This window comes from Embleya sp. NPDC055664 (assembly GCF_053618075.1).
The window spans coordinates 262,943-283,754 of record NZ_JBSHGZ010000004.1; the positions used below are offsets into that span (position 1 = coordinate 262,943).

At 72.2% G+C, this 20,812-nt stretch carries 19 protein-coding genes; 13 read left to right on the forward strand and 6 right to left on the reverse strand.

Going from position 1 to position 20,812, the window contains the following annotated elements:
• Window positions 1-1,855 precede the first annotated feature (1,855 nt).
• From ACWGR4_RS08990 to ACWGR4_RS09010, 5 genes are all read left to right on the forward strand, one after another.
• Entirely contained in the window at window positions 1,856-2,830 is a 975-nt protein-coding gene (locus tag ACWGR4_RS08990) for an ABC transporter ATP-binding protein (protein ID WP_452131772.1), read from the forward strand.
• A gap of 31 nt (window positions 2,831-2,861) precedes the next feature.
• A complete protein-coding gene (locus tag ACWGR4_RS08995) occupies window positions 2,862-3,668 on the forward strand; it encodes an ABC transporter permease (protein ID WP_452131773.1) in 807 nt (268 codons plus the stop codon).
• 96 nt (window positions 3,669-3,764) lie between these two features.
• A complete protein-coding gene (locus ACWGR4_RS09000; RefSeq protein ID WP_452131774.1) occupies window positions 3,765-5,123 on the forward strand; it encodes a sensor histidine kinase in 1,359 nt (452 codons plus the stop codon).
• Window positions 5,120-5,779, forward strand: coding sequence for a response regulator (locus ACWGR4_RS09005; protein ID WP_379998200.1), 660 nt, complete (start codon window positions 5,120-5,122; stop codon window positions 5,777-5,779). Before ACWGR4_RS09000 ends, ACWGR4_RS09005 begins: the two co-directional genes overlap by 4 nt.
• Before the next feature lie 95 nt (window positions 5,780-5,874).
• Window positions 5,875-6,825 (forward strand): ATP-dependent DNA ligase, encoded by a 951-nt coding sequence (locus ACWGR4_RS09010; protein WP_452131775.1) that lies wholly within the window; start codon window positions 5,875-5,877, stop codon window positions 6,823-6,825.
• Window positions 6,826-6,849: 24 nt separating this feature from the next.
• Here ACWGR4_RS09010 and ligD read toward each other — a convergent pair whose 3' ends face one another.
• Entirely contained in the window at window positions 6,850-7,731 is an 882-nt protein-coding gene (gene ligD, locus ACWGR4_RS09015) for a non-homologous end-joining DNA ligase (RefSeq protein WP_452131776.1), read from the reverse strand.
• 104 nt (window positions 7,732-7,835) lie between these two features.
• Between ligD and ku the strand changes: the two genes are divergently transcribed.
• Window positions 7,836-8,765, forward strand: a complete 930-nt coding sequence (ku, locus tag ACWGR4_RS09020; protein WP_395786269.1) for a non-homologous end joining protein Ku — start codon at window positions 7,836-7,838, stop codon at window positions 8,763-8,765.
• Between the two features lie 103 nt (window positions 8,766-8,868).
• On the opposite strand, the gene ACWGR4_RS09025 is transcribed toward ku, so the two are convergent.
• Entirely contained in the window at window positions 8,869-9,141 is a 273-nt protein-coding gene (locus tag ACWGR4_RS09025) for a hypothetical protein (protein ID WP_379998208.1), read from the reverse strand.
• Window positions 9,142-9,328: 187 nt separating this feature from the next.
• Window positions 9,329-10,819, reverse strand: coding sequence for a pyridoxal phosphate-dependent decarboxylase family protein (locus tag ACWGR4_RS09030; protein WP_452131777.1), 1,491 nt, complete (start codon window positions 10,817-10,819; stop codon window positions 9,329-9,331).
• A 154-nt stretch (window positions 10,820-10,973) separates the two neighbouring features.
• Between ACWGR4_RS09030 and ACWGR4_RS09035 the strand changes: the two genes are divergently transcribed.
• The 5 genes from ACWGR4_RS09035 to ACWGR4_RS09055 all read left to right on the forward strand — a co-directional run bounded on the left by ACWGR4_RS09035 (window position 10,974) and on the right by ACWGR4_RS09055 (window position 16,082).
• Window positions 10,974-11,519: a GNAT family N-acetyltransferase gene (locus tag ACWGR4_RS09035; protein WP_379998213.1), complete on the forward strand. Its 546-nt coding sequence runs from the start codon at window positions 10,974-10,976 to the stop codon at window positions 11,517-11,519.
• Window positions 11,520-11,619: 100 nt separating this feature from the next.
• Window positions 11,620-12,051 carry a nuclear transport factor 2 family protein gene (locus ACWGR4_RS09040; RefSeq protein WP_379998215.1) on the forward strand — a complete coding sequence of 144 codons (432 nt, stop codon included), beginning with the start codon at window positions 11,620-11,622 and terminating at the stop codon, window positions 12,049-12,051.
• A 172-nt stretch (window positions 12,052-12,223) separates the two neighbouring features.
• Window positions 12,224-13,693: an SDR family NAD(P)-dependent oxidoreductase gene (locus ACWGR4_RS09045; RefSeq protein ID WP_452131778.1), complete on the forward strand. Its 1,470-nt coding sequence runs from the start codon at window positions 12,224-12,226 to the stop codon at window positions 13,691-13,693.
• A 243-nt stretch (window positions 13,694-13,936) separates the two neighbouring features.
• A complete protein-coding gene (locus ACWGR4_RS09050) occupies window positions 13,937-14,551 on the forward strand; it encodes a hypothetical protein (protein WP_452131779.1) in 615 nt (204 codons plus the stop codon).
• Window positions 14,552-14,636: 85 nt separating this feature from the next.
• Entirely contained in the window at window positions 14,637-16,082 is a 1,446-nt protein-coding gene (locus ACWGR4_RS09055) for a CHRD domain-containing protein (protein ID WP_452131780.1), read from the forward strand.
• 153 nt (window positions 16,083-16,235) lie between these two features.
• Here ACWGR4_RS09055 and ACWGR4_RS09060 read toward each other — a convergent pair whose 3' ends face one another.
• Window positions 16,236-17,255, reverse strand: coding sequence for an NADP-dependent oxidoreductase (locus ACWGR4_RS09060; RefSeq protein ID WP_452131781.1), 1,020 nt, complete (start codon window positions 17,253-17,255; stop codon window positions 16,236-16,238).
• Between the two features lie 51 nt (window positions 17,256-17,306).
• The gene (locus tag ACWGR4_RS09065; RefSeq protein ID WP_452131782.1) at window positions 17,307-18,782 is read right to left on the reverse strand and encodes an MFS transporter; all 1,476 of its coding nucleotides are present in this window, start codon (window positions 18,780-18,782) and stop codon (window positions 17,307-17,309) included.
• A gap of 147 nt (window positions 18,783-18,929) precedes the next feature.
• Here ACWGR4_RS09065 and ACWGR4_RS09070 point away from each other — a divergent pair, with 147 nt between their 5' ends.
• A complete protein-coding gene (locus ACWGR4_RS09070; RefSeq protein ID WP_379998227.1) occupies window positions 18,930-19,379 on the forward strand; it encodes a MarR family winged helix-turn-helix transcriptional regulator in 450 nt (149 codons plus the stop codon).
• A 152-nt stretch (window positions 19,380-19,531) separates the two neighbouring features.
• Window positions 19,532-20,083, forward strand: coding sequence for a hypothetical protein (locus ACWGR4_RS09075; protein WP_452131783.1), 552 nt, complete (start codon window positions 19,532-19,534; stop codon window positions 20,081-20,083).
• Window positions 20,084-20,096: 13 nt separating this feature from the next.
• Here the strand turns inward: ACWGR4_RS09075 and ACWGR4_RS09080 are convergent, their stop codons facing one another.
• Entirely contained in the window at window positions 20,097-20,705 is a 609-nt protein-coding gene (locus ACWGR4_RS09080; protein ID WP_379998231.1) for a TetR/AcrR family transcriptional regulator, read from the reverse strand.
• Between the last annotated feature and the right edge of the window lie 107 nt (window positions 20,706-20,812).

Below are 20,812 nucleotides of genomic sequence, written 5' to 3' on the forward strand. Positions count from 1 at the left end.
CTCTTGCGTTCGCGGGTGGGTCGGGTTTGTTTCGGCGTGCGTTGTGCTTGGGGTTGTGGGCCGGCCGGTGCAGGGCTGGTCCGAGTCGGTGATGGGCCGCCGCCGGGGTGCGGGGCTCCGAGACTGCCGGTCTTCGGCGAGGCGGGTGTGTTGGTCGGCGAAAAACCGGCCGGCAGCGGCGGGCAGGGAGGATGCTCGGGTCGAGTCTGCCGGGGAGTCCTTCCTGCTGGGTTGGGACGTTTTCGGGTGTGTTGGAGGGGAGTTGGGGTTCGAAACCGGATCGCGGTGGGTGGTTGGGGGCTTCGGGCTTCGGTGACCTGCGGTTTTGTGGTGTCGGGGTGGAAAGTCGGGCGTCGAGTGCCGGTTTCGTGTGCTCCGGCCTCCTCGACACCGGTGTAAAGACCGAAACTGCCCGGTCGGGGCGGCTTCGGGTGCTGCGACCTCGCAGAGGCCGTCGAGCCGACCGAAAGTGCCCAGTGGGAGCCGAAACCGGATCCCGAGGCACACGAAACGGCTTCCCTCTCCGCTGACCTGCGGTTTTCTCTCGCGCCGAGACCACGGCACCCGACGCCGTCCGGTTTCGTGAACTCCCGCCCCCCACAAGCCCACCGCACCTCGCAACGCCCTGCCCAACCCACTCGGGAAGGCTCTCCGGAGAACTCGACCGGGCCGCCTCCCTGCCCGCCGCTGCAGGCCGGTTTTTTCGCCAACCAACACGCTCGCCTCGTCGGGAGCCGACGGCGCGGAGCCCCCGTACGCCGGCAGCGGCCCATCACGGACTCTGATCAACCCCGCACCGGCCACCCGCAACCAAAGGCGCAACGCACGCCGAAACAAACCCGGCCCAATCGGAAACGCACGACCGGCGGAACCCAACCCGACCCCCCACCCCGCCACCCGCCGCTGGTCGCTTTTCACCCCGACCCGGGCCCCCGCCCCGACGAAACCCCACACCCCGAAGCCCCCACCATCGCCGGCCAACCCCACGACCCGGACCAACCCCGCACCACCCGGCCCGCAACCCCAAGCACCACGCACGCCGAAACAACCCGACCCACCAGCGAACGCAAGCCCGGCGGAACCCAACCCGACCCCCTCCTCTGCCACCCGCCGCTGGTCGCCCTTCCCCCGACCCGGGCACCCACCCCCGACGAAACCCCACACCACGAAGCCCCCACCGGCGCCGGCCCACCCCACGACCCGGACCAACCCCACACCAGCCGGCCCACAACCCCAAGCACAACGCACGCCGAAACAAACCCGACCCACCCGACAACGCAAGCCCGGCGGAACCCAACCCGACCCCCCACCCCGCCACCCGCCGCTGGTCGCCCTTCCCCCGACCCGGGCACCCGCCCCGACGAAACCCCACACCCCGAAGCCCCCACCCCGGGCAACGGCCCACCACCGACTCAGACCAACCCCGCACCACCCGGCCCGCAACCACAAGCGCAACACCCGCCGGAAGCATCCCACCCGGCCCGGCATCCTCTCCTCCGCCGCCATCACCCGACCAGGCAACAGGGCCGGTTCCACGTCGTGTTCGTCGCCTCGGCGGCCGGCGGCCGGCGGCCGGCGGCGGTCCGGGCTGTACCGCGTTGGGTGGACCGATCGCCGGGTCCGTCTGCCGAGTGCCCGGCTCCAGGTCGCGTCGGCGTTGTCCTGCGCGTCTGCCGCGACGAAAAGCGTGGCGGCCCCCTTTCGCCTTCCGGCCATCCACCGATCGGTGGATGGGGGTCCACCGGGGCCTGTGGTGAGTGCGGCTCGTCGGTGGATTCGGGGGTGTCCGCCTCGGTCGCATTCTCGTAGGGGTCGGCACGAGGTCGGCTCGGAGTGCGGGGAGTGGTCAGCCACCATGGCGAATGTCGAAGCGGTGCGTGTCGAGGGGTTGAGCAAGTCCTACCCCGGCAAGTCCGTCCTGCGGGACGTCTCCTTCAGTGTCGACGTCGGCGAGATCTTCGGCCTGGTCGGGCCCAACGGAGCCGGCAAGACCACCACCGTCGAGTGCGTGACCGGGCTGCGCCGGCCCGACGGTGGTACGGCGCGCGTGCTCGGGCTCGACCCTCGGACGCAGCGCGACGAGGTGCGGCACGTGCTCGGCGTGCAGTTGCAACAGAGCGCGCTGCCGGACAAGTTGCGGGTGTCCGAGGCGATCGAGCTGTACGCCTCCTGCCACCGCGCCCCGATCGAACCGGGCCCGCTGCTCACCCGGCTCGGCCTCGACGCGCACCTGCGCACCCCGTACGCCAAGCTCTCCGGCGGTCTCCAGCAGCGGTTGTCCATCGCCCTCGCGCTGATCGGCGCGCCGCGCGTGGTGATCCTGGACGAACTCACCACCGGACTCGACCCGCAGGCCCGCCGGGACACCTGGTCGCTGGTGGAGGAGATCCGCGACGCGGGGGTGACGGTGCTCCTGGTCACCCACTTCATGGAGGAGGCCGAACGGCTCTGCGACCGCGTCGCGGTGCTCGACCGCGGCCGGATCGTCGCCCTCGACACCCCGCAGGCGCTGATCGAACGGGTCGTCCGCCACCAGATCGTGCGCTTCCGCCCCCGGACCCCGCTCACCCCGGAGCTGCGCGCCGACCTGGCCGCACTCCCCCAGGTCCGGGAACTGACCGAGATCGACGACCGGATCGTGATCACCGGCGCCCCGGACGTACTCACCGGCGTCACCGCGCTGCTCGCCCGCGCCGGCGTGATCGCCGAGAACCTGCGCGTGGACAGCCCCGACCTGGACGACGCCTACCTGGCCTTGACCGACACCAACGCAGGCACGGATGCGGACGCCGACACACGCGCAGGCGCCCGAACCGTCGACCAACCCTGACCACCCCCCACCACCCCACTCGGGAGCCCGCATGTCCACCGCAACCACCCCCGCGACCACCCCCGCGACCATCACCCTCACCCCCCGCCACCCCGCGCGCGGTCTCCTGGCCCAGGTCACCCGCACCGAACTGCGGCTGTTCCTGCGTGAACCCGTCGGCCTGCTGTGGGGGCTGCTCTTTCCCGTGGTGCTGCTCGTCGTGCTCGGCTCGATCCCGGGCACCCGCAAGCACAGCGACGACCTCGACGGGCAGAGTGTGGTCGAGGCGTACGTCCCGATCCTGACCGCCTTCACCTTCGCGATGCTCGCGCTGAACGCGATGCCACCGGCGCTGGCCGGCTACCGGGAGAAGGGTGTGCTGCGTCGGTTGTCCACCACGCCGCTGCCGCCGAGCCGGGTGCTGGGGGCGCAGATTCTGATCCACGGCGCGGTCGCCACGCTGGCCACCGCCGTGATCACCCTGGTCGCCCGGTTCGCGTTCGGCGTGCACCTGCCGCGAGCGCCGTTCGCGTTCGTGGTCACCGTCGTCCTGACCGGCCTCGCGCTGTTCGCGATCGGGCTGTTCGTCTCCGCCGTCGCCGCCGATACCAAGGTCGCCAACGGCGCGGGTGCGGTGCTGTTCTTCGTGTCGATGTTCTTCGCCGGCTTGTGGCTGCCCCGGGCCAAGATGCCGGACACGCTGCGCACGATCGGCGACTGCACCCCGCTCGGCGCCGGCGTCCGTGCCCTGGGCGACGCCGGCGCCGGTCACTGGCCGCACGGTTCCGCGCTCCCGGTCCTGGCCGGCTACGCCCTGGTCTTCGGCATCGCCTCGGCCCGCTGGTTCCGCTGGGAGTGACCCGGCCCGGGCGAACCGCGTCCGGGCCCGGTGAGAGGATCCGTGAGGATCCCGGTGGTACATCCCCCCTGAGAGAGGAAGGAAGGAACGATCGACGTGGCGACGGCGGACGAGACCCCCGGCCGGGTCGGCCCCGGGCACTCCGCTCTCCGGGACCGCACCGAGCGCGACGACGCGCGGATCGCCCGCTACCGCAGGTTCGGCCCGTTCTTCCTCCTCGCCGCCTCGGCCGTACTCGCCACTCTCAGCGTCGCGCACGGCTACGGCTCTATTGGCGAGTACCAGGCTGCCCTGCTCCTGACCGTCGTGGCCGGCGCCTGGTCGTGGTGGATGGACAGCCGACGCCCGATCGGCCCGGAGCGACCGCGCCTGTTCCACCTCTATTTCTGGGTCCGGTGGGGATTGAGTGCGGTCCTGGTCGCGCTCAATCCCTGGTACGCGGTGTTCGGATTCCTCGGCTACGTGGACGCCCGCCGCTTCGGCTTCGGCCGACTCGGCACGGTGGCCAAGGTGGCCACCGCCGCGGTGATCGCCCTCGCCCAGATGGGCGGACGCGCCGAGTTCACCGTCGGCAACCTCCCGCTCTACGTCTCGCTCACCGCGATCAACGCGATCATCGCGTCCGCGATCGTCCTGGTCGCCAACGCCGTGCAGGTGCAGAACGACGAGCGCAAGCAGGTCATCGACGCACTCGCCGACGCCAACGCGCGCCTGGAGACCGCGTTGCGGGAGAACACCGGCCTGCACGCGCAACTGCTCAACCAGGCCCGGGAGGCGGGTGTCCTGGCCGAGCGGCAGCGGCTGGCCGGCGAGATCCACGACACGATCGCGCAGGGCCTGGCGGGCATCGTCACCCAACTGGGCGCGGCGCACGAGCAGGCCCGCCGGCACGGCGGCGTACCGGCCGACTGGCAGCGGCATCTCGACCAGGCCCGTGACCTGGCCCGGGACGGCCTGAACGAGGCGCGCCGCTCGGTCGAGGCGATGCGGCCCGCGCTGCTCGCGGAGCGGGTACACCTGCCGGAGGCGATCGCCGAGTTGGTCGCGCGCTGGTCCGAGAGCACCGGCACACCGGCCGCCGCCGGGACCGACGGCGTCGTGCAGGCGCTTCCGGTGGACTGCGAGGTGGCCTTGTTCCGGGCCGCGCAGGAGGCGCTGGCCAACGTCGCGAAGCACGCCCACGCCACCCGCGTCGGGGTCGCGTTGACCTACCTGGACGACGTGGTCCTGCTCGACGTCCGCGACGACGGCATCGGCCCGACCCGCACCGACGACACCCGGCTCGACCGGGACGGCGGCTACGGCCTGCACGCGATGCGCCACCGGGTGGCCCGGGTCGGCGGCACCGTCACGATCGAGGGCGCCCCCGGCGAGGGCACCACGGTCAACGTGTCCGTCCCGACCGGCCCGCCCGCCGCCGGCCCCGGCACCACCCCGAAGGAGACGCCCGCATGACCGCCGCCCACCCCGCCCCCGGCGAGGCCCCGATCCGCCTGCTGATCGTCGACGATCACCCGGTGGTCCGGGACGGCCTGCGCGGCATCTTCGCCGGCGACCCCGGCTTCGACGTGGTCGGCGAAGCGGGCGACGGCGCGGCGGCGGTCGACCGGGTCCGGGTGGGCGGGGTGGACGTGGTGCTGATGGACCTGCGGATGCCCCGGATGGGCGGCGTCGAGGCGATCCGGGCCCTGCGCGAGGTCGCCCCGGACGTCCGCGTGTTGGTACTGACGACGTACGACACCGACCGCGACGTACTGCCGGCGGTGGAGGCGGGGGCGACCGGCTATCTGCTCAAGGATGCGCCGCGCGACGACCTGGTACGCGGGGTGCGGGCCGCGCACGCGGGGCAGGCAGTGCTCTCGCCGTCGGTGGCCGGCCTGGTGATGGGCCGGGTCCGCGCTCCCGAGCCGGCCCCGGCGGTGCTCAGTCCGCGCGAGTCGGAGGTGCTGCGCCTGGTCGCCGGCGGCGCCACGAACCGCGAGGCCGCGGCTGCCCTGTTCGTCAGCGAGGCCACGGTCAAGACCCACCTGCTGCACCTTTACGGCAAGCTCGGTGTCCGCGACCGCGCCGCCGCGGTCGCCGAGGCCTACCGACGCGGCCTGCTCGTCTGAACCCTGCGCGCCCCGGACCGGCCCCGGCCGTCGGCCGCTGCGCCGTCCGGGCGACGCAGGGTGTACATCCGCGGCGGCGCGACCACGCTCACCCCATGCCCGAGCTGCCCATCTACCCGCCCATGCTGGCCACCCCGGGCACCCTGCCGCCCGCGGCCGAGGACGAGCGCTGGGCGTACGAGACCAAGCTCGACGGTCAACGCTGCCTCACCTACCTCCCGGGCGACGGAACGGTGTCGTTCCGGGCCCGTTCGGGTGCGGACATCACCGGGGCCTACCCGGAGTTGCAGGGGTTGCGCGACGTCCTGGGCGCCCGGCCGGCGATCCTGGACGGCGAGGTGGTCGCGCCGGACCGGCACGGGCACAGCGACTTCGAGCGGTTGCAGTCCCGGATGGGCCTGGTCGGCCACCCCGCCGAGGCGGCCCGGATGCGCGACGTGGTGCCCGTGCGGCTGCTGCTCTTCGACGTGCTGTTCCTGGATCGGCGGACCACGGTGGACCGCACGTACCTGGAGCGACGCAGCCTGCTCGAAGGGCTCGACCTGCACGGATCGCACTGGGCGACGCCGACCGCGCTGATCGGACACGGCGAGGCCGCCCTCGCGGCCACCCGGGAGGCGGGTCTGGAGGGCCTGGTCTGCAAACGCCTGGATTCGGTGTACACCCCCGGGGTGCGCTCGCCGAACTGGGTGAAGATCCGGCACGCACACACCCTGGACGTGGTCGTGGGCGGCTGGCTGCCCGGTCGCGGCCGGCTGGCCGATCTGCCCGGCGCGCTGCTCGTGGGCGTGCGCGAGGCCGGCCTGCTGCGCTTCGTCGGCGCGGTCGGGTCCGGCTTCGCCGATCGGGAGCGGACCATGCTCGGCGAGCTGTTGCGGGTGTCCGCGATCGACGAGTGCCCGTTCACCCCGGAGCCGGACCTGGTCGACGCCCACTGGGTACTGCCGCGCCTGGTCGGCGAGGTCCGCTACGCCACCCGCACCCGCGCAGGCCTGCTCCGCCACCCGGTCTGGCACCGCCTACGCCCGGACCTGGCAGAGGACTGAGCGCGCGACGCGGCACCGGCGCCGTCACGGCAGCCGCCCCGTGGTCCGCGCCGCCAGCAGCGGCGCGAAGCCGTCGCCGTCCCGGGCCACGCGCTCCAGCACCTCGGCCGGACCGAAGGTCAGTTCCGCGGTCGAGTCGATCTCGGCCCAGGTCACCGGGGCGGACACGGTCGGCTCCGGGCCGGCCCGCAGGGTGTACGGCGCGGCGGTGGTCTTCGCGGAGGCGTTCTGGCTCCAGTCCACGAAGACCCGGCCGGCCCGCAGGTTCTTGGCCATCCGGTGCACGACCAGCTCGGGCCGCTCGCGTTCCAGGCGTTGTGCGAGCGCCTTCGCGTAGGCGCTCGTGGCCGCCTCCGGAGTCGGCTTCAGCGCCGCGTACAGGTGCAGCCCCTTGCTCCCGGACGTCTTGACCACACAGGTCAGCCCGTCCTCGGCGAGCACGTCCCGGGCCAGCAGCGCGACCTCGCGACACTCGGCCATCCCCGCGCCGGGCCCCGGGTCCAGATCGAGGACCAACCGGTCGTGGGCATCCGGGTCGGTGCCCCACTGCGGCACGTGGATCTCGATCGCCGCCAGGTTGGCCGCCCACATCAGCGTGGCCAGGGAGTCGACGTCGACCTGCCGCCTGGTCTCCTCGTGCCCGACCACCTCGATCGTGCTCACCCACTCGGGCGCACCGGGCGGCACGTGCTTGGCGTAGAACCGGGTCGTGCCCTCGACGCCGTCGGGGAGGCGGATGAACGAGGCGGCACGTCCGGCGACGTGCGGAAGCAGCACGGGGGCCACCTTCGCGTAGTAGTCCAGCGCCTGACCCTTGGTGTACCCGGTCTCGGGCCACCAGACCTTGTCCAGGTGGGAGAGGGTCAGGGTGCGTCCGTCGACTGTCGTGGCGATGCGGTCCGGCATACGGTAAAGGTCCCCTCATGCCCGTTTTCGATGCATTTTGCGGCGCATCGAGGCAAAGACGTACCACAGCGGACCATGCCCCGCCCCGCGATTCTGGAGAGCCGATGCGCAGCAGCTGGAAAGGCGCGATCACGTTCGGACTGGTGAGCATCCCGGTCCAACTCTTCCCCGCCACCGAGGAGCACAACGTGCCCCTGCACCAGGTGCACGAGACGGACGGCGGTCGGATCCGGCTCAAGCGCTACTGCGAGCTGGAGGAGCGCGAGGTCCCGTACAAGGAGATCGCCAAGGCGTACCAGGCGCCCGACGGTCGGCAGGCGGTGCTCACCGACGCCGACATGGCGGAGTTGCCGCTGCCCAGCAAGAAGGTCATCGACGTGCTCGCGTTCGTGGCCGACGACGAGATCGATCCGCTGATGCTCTCCAAGGCGTACTACCTCCAGACCGCGACCCCGGCCGCGGCCAAGCCGTACGTGTTGCTGCGCGAGGCGCTGACCAAGGCCGGCAAGTCCGCCGTCACCAAGATCACCCTGCGCACCCGGGAGAGCCTGGCCCTGCTGCGGGTGCACGACGACATCCTGATCCTGCAGACCATGTTGTGGCCGGACGAGGTGCGCGCGGCGGACGGACTGGCCCCCGAGGGCAAGTTCGACATCCGGCCGCAGGAGCTGAAGATGGCCACCTCGCTGATGGACACGCTCAGTGAGGACTTCGACATCCAGTCGCTGCACGACGACTACAAGGAGGCCCTCGACTCGCTGGTGGTCGCCCGCCTGGAGGGCGCCGAGCCGGTGGAGGGGGGCGAGGAGGCCGCCGCGACGCCGGACAACGTGGTCGACCTGATGGCCGCGCTGACCGCGAGCGTCGAGGCGGCCAACCGCAGCCACGGCCGGGCCCCCGCGAAGAAGGGCACGGCCCGCAAGTCGGCCGCGAAGAAGACGTCGGCGGGGGGCTCGTCCGGGAAGGGCAAGTCGGCGTCGACCGCGAAGAAGGCCGCCGCCAAGAAGACCACCCGCAAACGCACCAGCGCCTGACGAGGAACCGGCCGACGGCGGCACCCGGCCCGCGGCACCCCCGGCGCCCCGGCTCGCGGCGCCCCGACTCCGGGCTCGGCGAGTCACGACGCCGGCGGTGCGCTCAGGCCGTGGGGAACGCCGCGATCCGCTCCGCCAGAGGCACCGGCTCCTCGGCGATGCCGTCGGCCGAACCGCTCGCCAGGCGCGCGCACACCCCCCGACAGGCGAAGGTCTGCCGCTCCTCGACGTGGCCGACCGGCACCGCGTCGGGCGCCGGCTTGTCGGCGGGGGCGCGCAGATCGCGCCCGCACATCGTGCAGGCCAGGCCGTAGGTCATCTCGACCGTGGGGCGGGGGCTTCGGCGGTGTCCAGCGATCGAGTGCTGTGAGTACATGCGTTCGAATCCTCCGGTCGGCCTGGTGCTCGAATGTCCGGATCACCGCAGACGACGCCGGGACGGACAAACGGCATACGAGGTGCCCTCGGTCTCCTCAAAGTACTCCCCCCATTCGCCCACCCGGACCCCTACGCGGAATCGTTTCGACATCGCGTCCGGATCGCCGCGACCCACCCGCGCGGCGCTACGCCTCGTCGCCCGCGGGCGTTCCACCGCGCGACTCGGCCGCCACCCGGGCGCCGATCTCCCGCACCACGGCCGCGAGCAGATCGATATCGGCCGTCGACGTACGCCAGTTCACGATCGCCGGGCGCAGCGCCACCCGCCCCCGGTACACGGTGGTGCCCACGTACACCCGGCCGTCCGCGTTCAGCTCGGCCCCCAGGCGCCGGTTCAACTCGTCCAGCTCGGCCTCGGTGAGCGGTTCGGTGCGCGCATCCGGGTCCGACTCGGCCGGTCGGTAGCGGAAGCACACCACGCACAGCCTCACCGGTGCGAGCAGTTCCAACTCGGGTGCCTCCTCGACCAGTTCGCCGAGCCGGCAGGCGAGATCGTGATGGCGTTCGATCATCTCCCGGTAGCCGGAGCGGCCGTACGCGCGCAGCGTGGCCCAGATCGGCAACGCCCGGGCGCGGCGCGAGGATTCGGGCCCGAGCCGGTTGTAGTCGAGGTGCGTGTCGCCGGTCTCCGGCAGGTACGGGGCGTTCCAGGACCCGAACGCCCGGCCGAGCATCTCGGCGTCGCGCACGAACACGAAGCCGCTCTCGTAGGGCACGTTCAGCCATTTGTGCCCGTCGGCGGCCACCGAGTGCGCCCGCTCGACGCCGTGCACCAAGTGGGCGAGTCGGGGCGAGACGCCGGCGAACAGCCCGAAGGCGCCGTCCACATGCAGCCAGGCGCCATAGCGCCGGGCCAGGTCGGCGAGCGCGTCGATCGGGTCGAAGTCGCCGGTGTTCACCTCGCCCGCCGAGGCGATCAGCACCGCGGGCCCGTCGATCTCGATCAGCGCCCGCTCCATCGCGTCGATGTCCACCCGACCGGCGTCGTCGCGCGCGCAGATCCGGACCGTATCCCGCCCGCAGCCGAGGATCTGCAGCGCCTTGCGGTTGCTGGGATGTATGTAGCCGCTCGCCAGGACCGGCATGGTCGGCAACCCGGCCAGCCCGTCGGCGGTGACGTCCACGCCGTGTTGCGCGGCCCACCAGTGGCGCGCGCAGGTGAGCGCGGTGAGGTTGGCGAAGGTGGCGCTGGGCGTGAGTACGCCGCCGTACGTGTCGGGCAACCCGAACAGGTCCTTGAGCCAACCGAGCACCACCGTCTCGGCCTCGGTCGCCAGCGGTGACGCGATCCACAGGCCCGCGGGCTGGTCGAGCAGCCCGGTGACCCAGTCGCCGGCCTGCGCGGCGGGGGTGGCCCCGCCCACGACGAGGTGGAAGAACCGGGGTCCCGAGGACTGGATCGCGCCGCGCGTACCGATGTCGAGCAGTTCCTCGATACTGGCCAGCGTGCCGTCGCCGCGCTCGGGCAGCGGGCCGCCCAACCGGTCGAACACCACGTCGGCGGCCGCGTCACGGACCGGCAGTTCCGGCAGCGCCTCCAGGTAGCGTCCGGCGGCCTTGGCCACCAGGTCGAGGGCGGGCCGGGCGAGATCACGTTCGTGGAGGGGGTCAGCCATCCGAGCAGGGGATCACGACCGGCCCGTCCGCGTCGAGTATTTCCGGACCCCGAACGGCTTTTGACGGCCCATCAGGATCACCGCGCGGGCGTGGCTCGCGGCGCCCCGGGGAAAGTCCCCTCTCGGGGACCGATCACCCCGACCGGGAGGAAGCGTGGCGACCGAGATCGAGCTGACCCACCACCGCGGCGGTGACCTCGACGAGATCCGGAAGGTGCTGCTCGACGTCTACGCCGAGGTGTACGCGGCCGAGTCGGCGCAGCCGTTCCAGTCGGTGGACGCCTTCGCCGAACGGCTGGCCGGGTACGCCGCCTCGCCGGGGTTCGAGTGTGTGATCGGGTGGAGTCGGGACATCCCGGTCGGCTACGCGTTCGGCTACACCCTCCAGCCCGGCGCGCGCTGGTGGATCGGGCTGACCGAGCCGGTGCCGGCGGTGGACATCGAGGAGGACGGGCGGCGTACCTTCGCGCTCAACGAGTTGATGGTGCGCGAACCGTGGCGGGGCTCGGGCGCGGCACGGGTGATCCACGACCGGCTGCTCGCCGCCCGCACCGAGCAGCGGGTGACGCTGCTGGTCGACCCGACCCATCCCAGGGTGTTGGCCCTGTACGAGCGCTGGGGTTACCACGTGCTCTGCGACCTGCGCCCGGCGTGGCCGAACGCGCCGCTGCTGACCGTGCTCCTGCTCGATCGCACCTGAGCGGCCGGGTGTTCGCCCCGGCCCCGATCCCGGTCCCGGTCCCGATTTCGAGAAAGCTTGCCTCTGTTCAGTTTCGGCGCTCGTACATAGTGTTCGCGCCATGAGTGACGCGACCGCGAACAAGCGGCTGATCGAACAGTTCTGGCAGGACCTGTACGCCCGCGACTTCGCCAAGGTCGCGGCCTGCTTCGCCGCCGACGGCCACTACACGGACGTCGCCGCGCCCGGGCCCGGCGCGACCGGCCCGGCGGCGATCGAGGCCCGGCTGCGACTGGGCTTGGACATGCTCACCGGCTACATCCACCACCACAAGAGCACCGTCGCCGAAGGCAACCTCGTGGTGACCGAGCACGCCGAGGAGTGGCACTGGAAGACCGGCGAGCAGGTGGTGCTGCCGTTCGTGTCGGTGCACGAGTTCCGCGACGGGCTGATCGTGCGCTGGCACGACTACTGGGACTTCGGCACGCTCATGAACGCCGCACCGCAGTGGTGGCTGGAGCACGTCGCCCAGGGCTACGCGCAGGACGCCTGACACCGAGGCGAAGCCGCGACGCCGACGAGCCCGCCCGTACCGACCGCCGACCGCCGCTTCCGTACCGACCGCCGGACCGCCGGGCCGGATAAAAATTGGCCCACGTGTCGGCACGACGTAGAGTTCCGCCGGGGTTTTGTGGCACCGGCGAGCACAGGAAACGGCAACGGCGATGACAGCGAGTAGCGAGATTCAGGCGGACACGGGCGTGGCGGAGGGGATCGACCCCGCGCGTATGGAGTTGTGCCTGAGCGTGCTCGCCGAGGTGGAGGAACTCGACGTCGAGCACCCGGACGCGGTGCGGATCCGGCGGGCCACGGCCGCGATCTACAAGAGCGTCAAGGAGCGCCGCCGCAAGGAGCGCCGGGACCGGGTACTCGCCAACGACGAGGCGGTCACCGCCGCGACCGCGACCGGCGCGCCGGGCCGGATCGACGACGAGACGCTGGGGATCGCGCTGACCACGGTCACCACCACCGAGATCGCCGGTGTCCTGGAGCGCGCGCGGGCCTGCTACATCTGCAAGCAGCGCTACCACAAGGTGGACGCGTTCTACCACCAGCTGTGTCCGGAGTGCGCCGCGTTCAACCGGGCCCGCCGCGACCAGCGCACCGACCTGACCGGCCGCCGCGCGCTGCTCACCGGCGGCCGGGCCAAGATCGGCATGTACATCGCGCTGCGCCTGCTGCGCGACGGCGCGCACACCACGATCACCACCCGCTTCCCGAACGACGCGATCCGTCGCTTCGCCGCGATGCCGGACAGCGCCGACTGGCTGCACCGGCTCAAGATCGCCGGGATAGACCTGCGCGACCCGGCCCAGGTGGTCGCGCTGGCCGATTCGGTGGCCGCGGCGGGGCCGCTGGACATTCTGATCAACAACGCCGCGCAGACGGTACGCCGGACCCCGCAGGCGTACGCGGCGCTGGCCGCCGCCGAGGCCGCGCCGCTGCCCGCCGGCGAGTTGCCGGAGATGGTGTCGTTCGGCCACGTCGGCGGCAGCGGCCACGTGCTGCTGCCCGGCCAGTCCCGCGGCGACGACCAGGCGCTGACCCCGCAGGCGCTCACCGCGCTCGCGCTGACCAGCGGCTCGGCCTCACCCGCCCGGATCGAGACCGGCACGGCGATCGACGCGGGCGGCCTGGTCCCCGACCTGGACCCGGTCAACAGCTGGGTGCAGCGTGTGCACGAGGTGGACCCGGTCGAGCTGCTCGAAGTGCAACTCTGCAATGTGACCGCGCCGTTCGTCCTGGTCAGCCGGCTGCGTCCGGCGATGGCGGCGGCCAAGGCGCGGCGGAAGTACGTGGTCAACGTGTCCGCGATGGAGGGCCAGTTCAGCCGCGGCTACAAGGGCCCCGGCCACCCGCACACCAACATGGCCAAGGCCGCGTTGAACATGCTCACCCGCACCAGCGCCGAGGAGATGTTGTCCGACGGCATCCTGATGACCGCCGTGGACACCGGCTGGATCACCGACGAGCGCCCGCACCCGCAGAAGATGCGCCTGGCCGACGAGGGCTTCCACGCGCCGCTCGACCTGGTCGACGGCGCGGCCCGGGTCTACGACCCGATCGTGCGCGGCGAGGCCGGCGAGGACCTGTACGGCTGCTTCCTCAAGGACTACGCGCCGGCCGCCTGGTAGGCCGCCGACCTGCGCTTTTCGGCCCCGGCGAGGATTCTCGCCGGGGCCGTTTCGGGTCCGGTCGGGATTCGTCGAAAAAAACTTTCCCGACCGTTGAACCCTCTTCGACCCCTCCCCCGTACTGCTGGATGTCGACGCACCACCGACCGGCAGCGCACCGGTCGACCCGCCCGGGATCGGAACCAACAACCGTTCCCCGTAAGGCAGTTCGACTCATTCATCGATCTTTTCCGGGGGTTCACCATGTCTGTCTTCAGCACGCGCGGCTTCGCCGCGATCGCCATCGCCGGTGCGCTCGGGCTCGGTCTGTCCGCCTGTGGCAACGACTCGAAGAGCGACACGTCCACCGGCACCACGCCGCCGGCCGCCACGCAGCCGGCGCAGTCCGCGCCGAGCGCCCCCGGCACACCCGGCGGGGCCGCGAACGGCGGGGTGGGCAAGGCCGTCCTGAAGGCGGGCACCGACGCCAAGCTCGGCCCGATCGTGACCGACGGCAACGGATTCACCCTGTACCGCTTCGACAAGGACACCGCCAAGCCGTCCAAGTCGAACTGCGACGGCGCCTGCGCAACCCAGTGGCCTCCGGTGACCACCACCGGCGGCGTCACCGTGACCGGCGTCGACCAGTCCGCTGTCGGCAGCGTCACCCGTAGCGACGGCAGCACCCAGGTCACCATCGCCGGCTGGCCGGTGTACCGCTTCGCGCCCGACACTCAGCCCGGCGACACCAAGGGCCAGGGCGTGAACGGGACTTGGTTCGCGGTGACCCCCGACGGCAAGAAGGCGGGCGCGGCCGCGACCGGCGCACCGCAGACGAGCAAGGCGCCGACCACCAGCGGTGGCGGCTACGGCTACTGATCGACCCGAGCGGTATGCACCGACGCCCGTCGGCGCCGCTCACCCGGCACGCATCCATCCCACCCAGTCTTCGGGGAGACTCGTCATGTCCGCACGCAGGTATCCGCTGCCCGCACTCGCCCTCGCCGCCGGTCTCGTGTTCGCCGTCGCCGGCTGCTCGTCCTCGGACACCAAGTCCGGTGCCACGCGCCCCGATCCGGCCGCCGCGGCCAAGGGCGCCAACGATCCCGGTACGGTCCACGGCGCCGAACACGGCGGCGCCGTGCCGGCCTCCGACCTGACCACGACCGGCGCCGCCGAGCCCGCGACCGGCGAGGAGACGTTCTTCGCCGCGGGCCTGACCGGGGCCAACGAGGTCCCCGGCGGCAACGCGCGGGTCGGCGACCCCGACGGCAAGGGCACCGCGCTGGTTCGGGTCAAGGGCGACCAGGTCAGCTTCGGCATCCGGTGGGAGGGCATCGGCGCGCCCACCGCGGCGCACCTGCACCTGGGCGGCAAGGGGCAGAACGGCGAGGTCAAGGTGCCCTTCTTCGCCTCGCCGCTGCCCGACTCGGCGACCGCGGTCACCGGCGCCGTCAAGGTCACCGACGCGGCGCTGCTCGACCGGATCAAGAGCGACCCGGCGAGCGTGTACTTCAACGTGCACACCGGCGAGTTCCCCGGCGGCGCGGTACGCGGGCAGTTGGTCAAGCTCGCCCGAGCGGCCGATGTGAACAGTGTGCTCAAGACCGGCACACTGCCCGCCGAGGCGACCGGCAAGCAGGAGGTGCCGAACGCCGAGGGCAAGAAGAGCGCCGACCCGGACGGTCGGGCCGACACCTCGATCCGCCCGTGGGGCAACTGCATCGACTGGTCGTTCAGCTGGACCGGCATCGCCCCGCCCACGCTCGGCCACCTGCACCGGGCGGCGGCCGGGGCCAACGGCGACGTGGTCGCGCCGCTGTTCGACGCGAAGGCGGGGCTGCCGCAGTCGGTGACCGGACTGGCCGGCACCGTCGAGGGCATCGACCCGGCGCTGGTGGAGCGGATCAACGCGACGCCGGCGAACTACTACACCAACCTGCACACGGGCGAGTTCCCGGGCGGCGCGGTGCGCGGGCAGCTTTCCCGCAAGGTCACCCCGAAGTCGCCGGCGCTGAACCTGTCGGTGGTCGCGGGCAAGCAGATCTACCAGTGCACGGCCAAGGACGGCGGCACCGCGTTCACCCAGCTCGACGTCGCCGCCAAGCTCCAGGGCGACCTCAAGCACACGTTCGTGACCCCGACGGCGGGCCCGCCGCAGTGGGTCGCCCCCGACGGCAGCTCGGTCACCGGCGCGGTGGCGAGCAAACTGCCCAACGGCGACGGCAACATCCCCGAGCTGGTGCTGAACGCCACCCAGACCGGCAAGCCGGACGCGCTGCTGTCCGCGACCACGCAGGTACTGCGCCTGAACACCCGGGGCGGCGTGGCGCCGACGGGCTCGTGCGACCCGGCCACTCGGCCGACGGCGGAAGTGCCGTACCAGGCGGACTACCTGTTCCTGGGCTGAGTCGAACTCCCCTCCCCCGAGGGTGAGTCACCGGCCCGCACCACCCCGAAGGGCCGCGCGTAGACCCCCACGCGCGGCCCTTCGGCACGTCTGCATCCGCTCACTGCGGCCGGTCACCGCACCCTCCGGCTCCCGCCCGCTCACCGCGGCGGCTCACTCCGGCAGCGCGACGACCATCTTCCCGGTGTTCTCCCCGCGCAGCATGCCGAGCAGCGCGGACAGGTTGTTCTCGATCCCCTCGACCACCGTCTCGCGATACTTGAGTTCGCCGTTGCGCAACCAGCCGCCGACCTCGGCCAGGAACTCGTCGCGCCGGCCGAAGGAGTCGATCACGATGAAGCCCTGCAACCGCAGCCGCTTGCCGATCGACAGCGCGAGGTTGCGCGGCGCGGGCGTCGGCTCGGTGGCGTTGTACTGCGCGATCGCGCCGCACATCGCGACTCTGCCGTGTGTGTGCAGCGCGCCGATCGCGGCCTCGAGGTGTTCGCCCCCGACGTTGTCGAAGTAGACGTCGATGCCCTCGGGCGCGGCCTCGGCCAGCTGCTCGGCGACCGGCCCGTCCTTGTAGTTGAAGGCCGCGTCGAAGCCGTACTCGTCCTGGAGCAGGGCGACCTTGTCCGCCGAACCCGCGCTGCCGATCACCCGCGAAGCGCCCTTGAGCCGGGCGATCTGGCCGACCTGGCTGCCCACCGCGCCGGCCGCGCCGGAGACGAACACCGCGTCGCCCTCGCGGAAGGACGCGATGTCGAGCAGGCCCACCCAGGCGGTCAGACCGGGCATGCCCAGCACACCGAGGTAGGCGGACAGCGGGGCGAGGTCGGGATCGACCTCGACCGCCCCGGCCCCGCGGCCCTCGACCACCGAGTACTCGCGCCACCCGAGCCAGTGCTGCACGTAGTCGCCGACGGCGAAGGCGTCCGACCGGGACGCGACGACCCGGCCCACCGCGCCGCCCTCCATGGGCTCGTTCAGCGCGAAGGGCGGGGTGTACGACTTGACGTCGTTCATCCGGCCGCGCATCGCCGGGTCGACGGACAGGAACAGGTTGCGGACCAGGATCTGCCCGTCCGCGAGTTCCGGGATCTCGACCTCGCGCAGTGCGAAGTCCTCCTCCTTCGGCCAGCCCTTCGGGCGGGCGAGGATGTGCCATTCGCGGCTGGTGGTGGGGATCATCTCGGGTGGCCTTTCCGAAGTGGGACGGACGGAGGGGACGGGCGCGGTCGGTCAGGCGTCCACGGACTCCTGGACCCGCGGGTGGGGCACGGCGACGGGTTCGGCCCTGGCGGGTACCCGCTGTAGGCCGAGCAACGCCACCCCGACGACCAGGACCAACATCACGCCGGCGATCACGAAGCCGAGCGTGAACCGGCTCTCCGCCGGGATCGGCGGCAGGCCCGGGGGCAGGCCCTCGACCGACTTGGACGCGAGCAGCGAGGTGATCACCGCGCTGGCGATCGAGCTGCCGACGCTGCGCGAGATGGAGTTGATGCCGTTCGCGATGCCGGTCTGGTGGTGCGGTACGCCGGCCACGATCAGTGCGGGCATCGCGGCGTAGCCGAACGAGATGGCGATACCGGTGAGCATGCCCGCGAGGATCACCGACGCGGACGCGCCGTGCCCGAAGGCGAGCCAGGCGAAGCCGGCCACCCCGACGGCCGAGCCGATCGCGAGCGTGGCCCGGGCGCCGATCCGGCCCACGAGCAGACCGGCCGGCGGCGCCGCGAGCAGCGAGATCAGCGCGCCCGGGAGCAGATATTCCACCGAGGCCCGCAACACCGAGGCGCCGAAGCCGTATCCGGCCACCCGCTCGGGCATCTGGACCAGGTAGGAGATGCCGATGAACTGGCTGAACGCGGCGAAACCGACGAACAGACCGGCCAGGTTGGTCAGCAGGACCGGGCGGTGCACGAACATCCGCAGGTCCACCAGCGGGTCGGCGACCCGGCGCTCGACCTGGACCCACACGAAGGCCATCACCACCGCGCCGACGAAGGAGCCGATGATCCGGCCCGACGCCCAGCCCCACTCGTGGCCCTGCGAGATGCCCAGGAGCAGCAGGACCAGGAACAGGCCGAGGGTGGCCGCGCCGAGCAGGTCGATCCGACCGCCGGCCTTGACCCGGCTCGCCGGCACCCGGATCAGCACCGCGACCAGGGCCACGACGGACAGGATCCCGGAGAACCAGAACACCAGGTGGTAGTTCGGGTCGTCACCGCGCGTGAGCAGCCCGGTGGCCACCAGCGACAGACCGCTGCCGAACGCGAGGGTGGCGCTGATCAGCGCCATCGCACCGGGCAGCTTCTCGACGGGCACCTCCTCGCGGATGATCGACAACGCGAGCGGGAAGATCGCGGTCGCCGCGCCCTGGAGCACCCGGCCGACGATCAGCAGCGGCAGCGAGGACGTCACGGCCGCGAGCACCGAGCCCGCGATCATCACGATCAGTACGCCGATCAGGGTCGGCCGCTTGCCGTGCTGGTCGCCGAATCGGCCGAGCAGCGGCGTGAACACCGCCGCCGACAGCAGCGTCGCGGTGGTCACCCAGCCGACCCCGGCGGGCGTGGTGTCCAGTTCCTGCTGGAGCAGCCCCAGGATCGGGATGACCTGGGTCTGCGCCATCGCGACGACCATGGCGGCCAGGCCGAGGGCGAGGATCAGCGGTCCACCGGATCGTCGCGTGTCGGGCGGGGTGGGGGTCACGGGTGTTCTTTCTACGAGCGAGAAGCTTGTCGGCCTCGATGGTTGAAGACTTCAAGCAATTGGACGGGACCGACCGTAGACACCCGGAAATTGCTACGTCAAGTTCAATGGTTGAAGTCCTCAACCTTTTTGCATTACCTTGGGGTCATGAGCAGTCCCGAGCCGAGCACCCCTGAGCCGAGCACCGCCGAGATCATGGACGCCATGGCCGCCGTGGGTACCGCGTACTTCCACGACTTCGCCGCGGTGGTCAGCCGGCACGGGCTCACCTCCGTGCAGGCCAAGACGCTGTCCCTGCTGCGCCGCCCGCTGCCGATGCGCGGACTGGCCGATCGGCTGGTGTGCGACGCCTCCAACGTCACCGGCATCGTGGACCGGCTCGAATCGCGCGGCCTGGTCCGCCGCGAGGCCGACCCCGCCGACCGGCGGGTCAAGAACGTGGTGGCCACCGAGGAGGGGCACGAGACGATCCGCCGGATCCGGGCCGAGATGCACACCACGCGCGCCGCGCTCGACGCACTCACCCTCGACGAGCGCGCCGCGCTGTACGGCCTGCTGGGCCGGCTGCGCCCGGCGATGGAGGCCCCGCACGCCTGACCGCGCCGGCGGCGGCTCCGGTCCGCCCCGGGCCCGACCGCGCGAATCGGCTTGCCCGAAGGTGCGCGCGCCCGGCACGCTCGGTCGGTGACCGCGATTCCCGAGATCGAGTTCCCCGCGGCCGCACCGGCCCGGCACCGGTTCGGCAGCGCATGACCACCGATCCCGAAGGCGCCCCATCCGGCCTGCACTTCGTCCCCACTGCCCTCGAACTCGGCGACCCCACCTGGGTCTTCCCCTCTGTCGCCGAAGACGAGGCGGCCGGCGTCCGGACCGCGCTCGCCGAGGCCGACGCCCGGCTGCGCGAGACGGGCGCACACCTCGGCGTCCCCGGCTCGGTGCACTACGTCGGCCAACACTTCGACGGGATCCACTGCGCGAGTGTGCAGGGCCGGCTCGAACTCCCCAACGGCCGGAGTTTCCTGGCCGCGCTGTACTTCCCCCGGCGCTGCGCCTTCGACCTGCGCTGGGGGCCGCCCTGGGTGAGCGAGGTCGAGATCGGCCGCGCGTGCCCGCCGCCGGCGGACTGCGGCGGTCATCCCGACGCCGAGTGGTCCCGCGAGTACGACACGCCGCCGGCCGCGGCCCGGGGCTTCGCCGCCGACGCTGCTCGGCTGCGGGAGCGGGTTCTGGCCCGGCCCCGGTCCGCTTGGCTCGCGGCCGAACCGGACGCCGGTTGCCGACCGTTCGACCCGGCGACGTGAGCGGGCCGATCCGCTACGGCGTGTCGGGGTCGGCCGGCGGGACCGTGCCGCCGAGGGCGCGCCAGAGCAACGCCGCGGTGCGATACGGCCAATTCGTCGGGACCGGCGCGCCGGCCAGTTCGCGGCCGTACCAGGAGCCGGTACACATCGTGAGGGCGACCTCCAGGTCGGCGTCGGGGTCGAGTTGGCCCTGGCGGCGGGCCGATTCCAGCGCGGCGAGCAGGCGCGCGCGGCGGGGGGCGATCACCCGGGAGCGGTAGCGGGCGCGCAGTTCGGGGTCGGTGGTGTCCTGGAGCATCGTGCCGACCAGGGACATCCGGCCGGGTTTGCCGACGCCGCGCTGGAAGTCGGCGAGTTCGGCCACCAGCGTGCCGAACGGGTCGGCGGCGCCGACATCGTGCTCCTCCTCGGCGAGCGCGGTCACCACCGCCGCGGCCAACTCGGCCTTGCCGGGCCAGCGTCGATACAGCGCCTGGCGGGTCGTGCCGGCCTCCTGGGCGACCGCCGCGAGCGACATCGCGGCGTATCCGTCCCGGGCCAGATGTTGTCCCGCGACGGCCAGGATGCGGGCGTCGATCGCGCTGTCCCGCGCCCGACCGGCACCGCGGCTGGCACTTTCCATTTCAATACACTCCTGTATTGTATTGATCGGCAACGCACCGAGAAACAGGGGTAGCGAGCGTGATCATCGTGTTCAACCGTCCCATCATCCCGTCGGGCCGATCCACC

What these genes read in the sequence shown, in the direction of transcription:
- ACWGR4_RS08990 (WP_452131772.1), top strand. Translation starts at nt 1,856, where the DNA reads ATGGCGAATGTCGAAGCGGTGCGTGTCGAGGGGTTGAGCAAGTCCTAC.
- ACWGR4_RS08995 (WP_452131773.1), top strand. Translation starts at nt 2,862, where the DNA reads ATGTCCACCGCAACCACCCCCGCGACCACCCCCGCGACCATCACCCTC.
- ACWGR4_RS09005 (WP_379998200.1), top strand. Translation starts at nt 5,120, where the DNA reads ATGACCGCCGCCCACCCCGCCCCCGGCGAGGCCCCGATCCGCCTGCTG.
- ACWGR4_RS09010 (WP_452131775.1), top strand. Translation starts at nt 5,875, where the DNA reads ATGCCCGAGCTGCCCATCTACCCGCCCATGCTGGCCACCCCGGGCACC.
- ligD (WP_452131776.1), bottom strand. Translation starts at nt 7,731, where the DNA reads ATGCCGGACCGCATCGCCACGACAGTCGACGGACGCACCCTGACCCTC.
- ku (WP_395786269.1), top strand. Translation starts at nt 7,836, where the DNA reads ATGCGCAGCAGCTGGAAAGGCGCGATCACGTTCGGACTGGTGAGCATC.
- ACWGR4_RS09025 (WP_379998208.1), bottom strand. Translation starts at nt 9,141, where the DNA reads ATGTACTCACAGCACTCGATCGCTGGACACCGCCGAAGCCCCCGCCCC.
- ACWGR4_RS09030 (WP_452131777.1), bottom strand. Translation starts at nt 10,819, where the DNA reads ATGGCTGACCCCCTCCACGAACGTGATCTCGCCCGGCCCGCCCTCGAC.
- ACWGR4_RS09040 (WP_379998215.1), top strand. Translation starts at nt 11,620, where the DNA reads ATGAGTGACGCGACCGCGAACAAGCGGCTGATCGAACAGTTCTGGCAG.
- ACWGR4_RS09045 (WP_452131778.1), top strand. Translation starts at nt 12,224, where the DNA reads ATGACAGCGAGTAGCGAGATTCAGGCGGACACGGGCGTGGCGGAGGGG.
- ACWGR4_RS09050 (WP_452131779.1), top strand. Translation starts at nt 13,937, where the DNA reads ATGTCTGTCTTCAGCACGCGCGGCTTCGCCGCGATCGCCATCGCCGGT.
- ACWGR4_RS09055 (WP_452131780.1), top strand. Translation starts at nt 14,637, where the DNA reads ATGTCCGCACGCAGGTATCCGCTGCCCGCACTCGCCCTCGCCGCCGGT.
- ACWGR4_RS09060 (WP_452131781.1), bottom strand. Translation starts at nt 17,255, where the DNA reads ATGATCCCCACCACCAGCCGCGAATGGCACATCCTCGCCCGCCCGAAG.
- ACWGR4_RS09070 (WP_379998227.1), top strand. Translation starts at nt 18,930, where the DNA reads ATGAGCAGTCCCGAGCCGAGCACCCCTGAGCCGAGCACCGCCGAGATC.
- ACWGR4_RS09075 (WP_452131783.1), top strand. Translation starts at nt 19,532, where the DNA reads ATGACCACCGATCCCGAAGGCGCCCCATCCGGCCTGCACTTCGTCCCC.
- ACWGR4_RS09080 (WP_379998231.1), bottom strand. Translation starts at nt 20,705, where the DNA reads ATGGAAAGTGCCAGCCGCGGTGCCGGTCGGGCGCGGGACAGCGCGATC.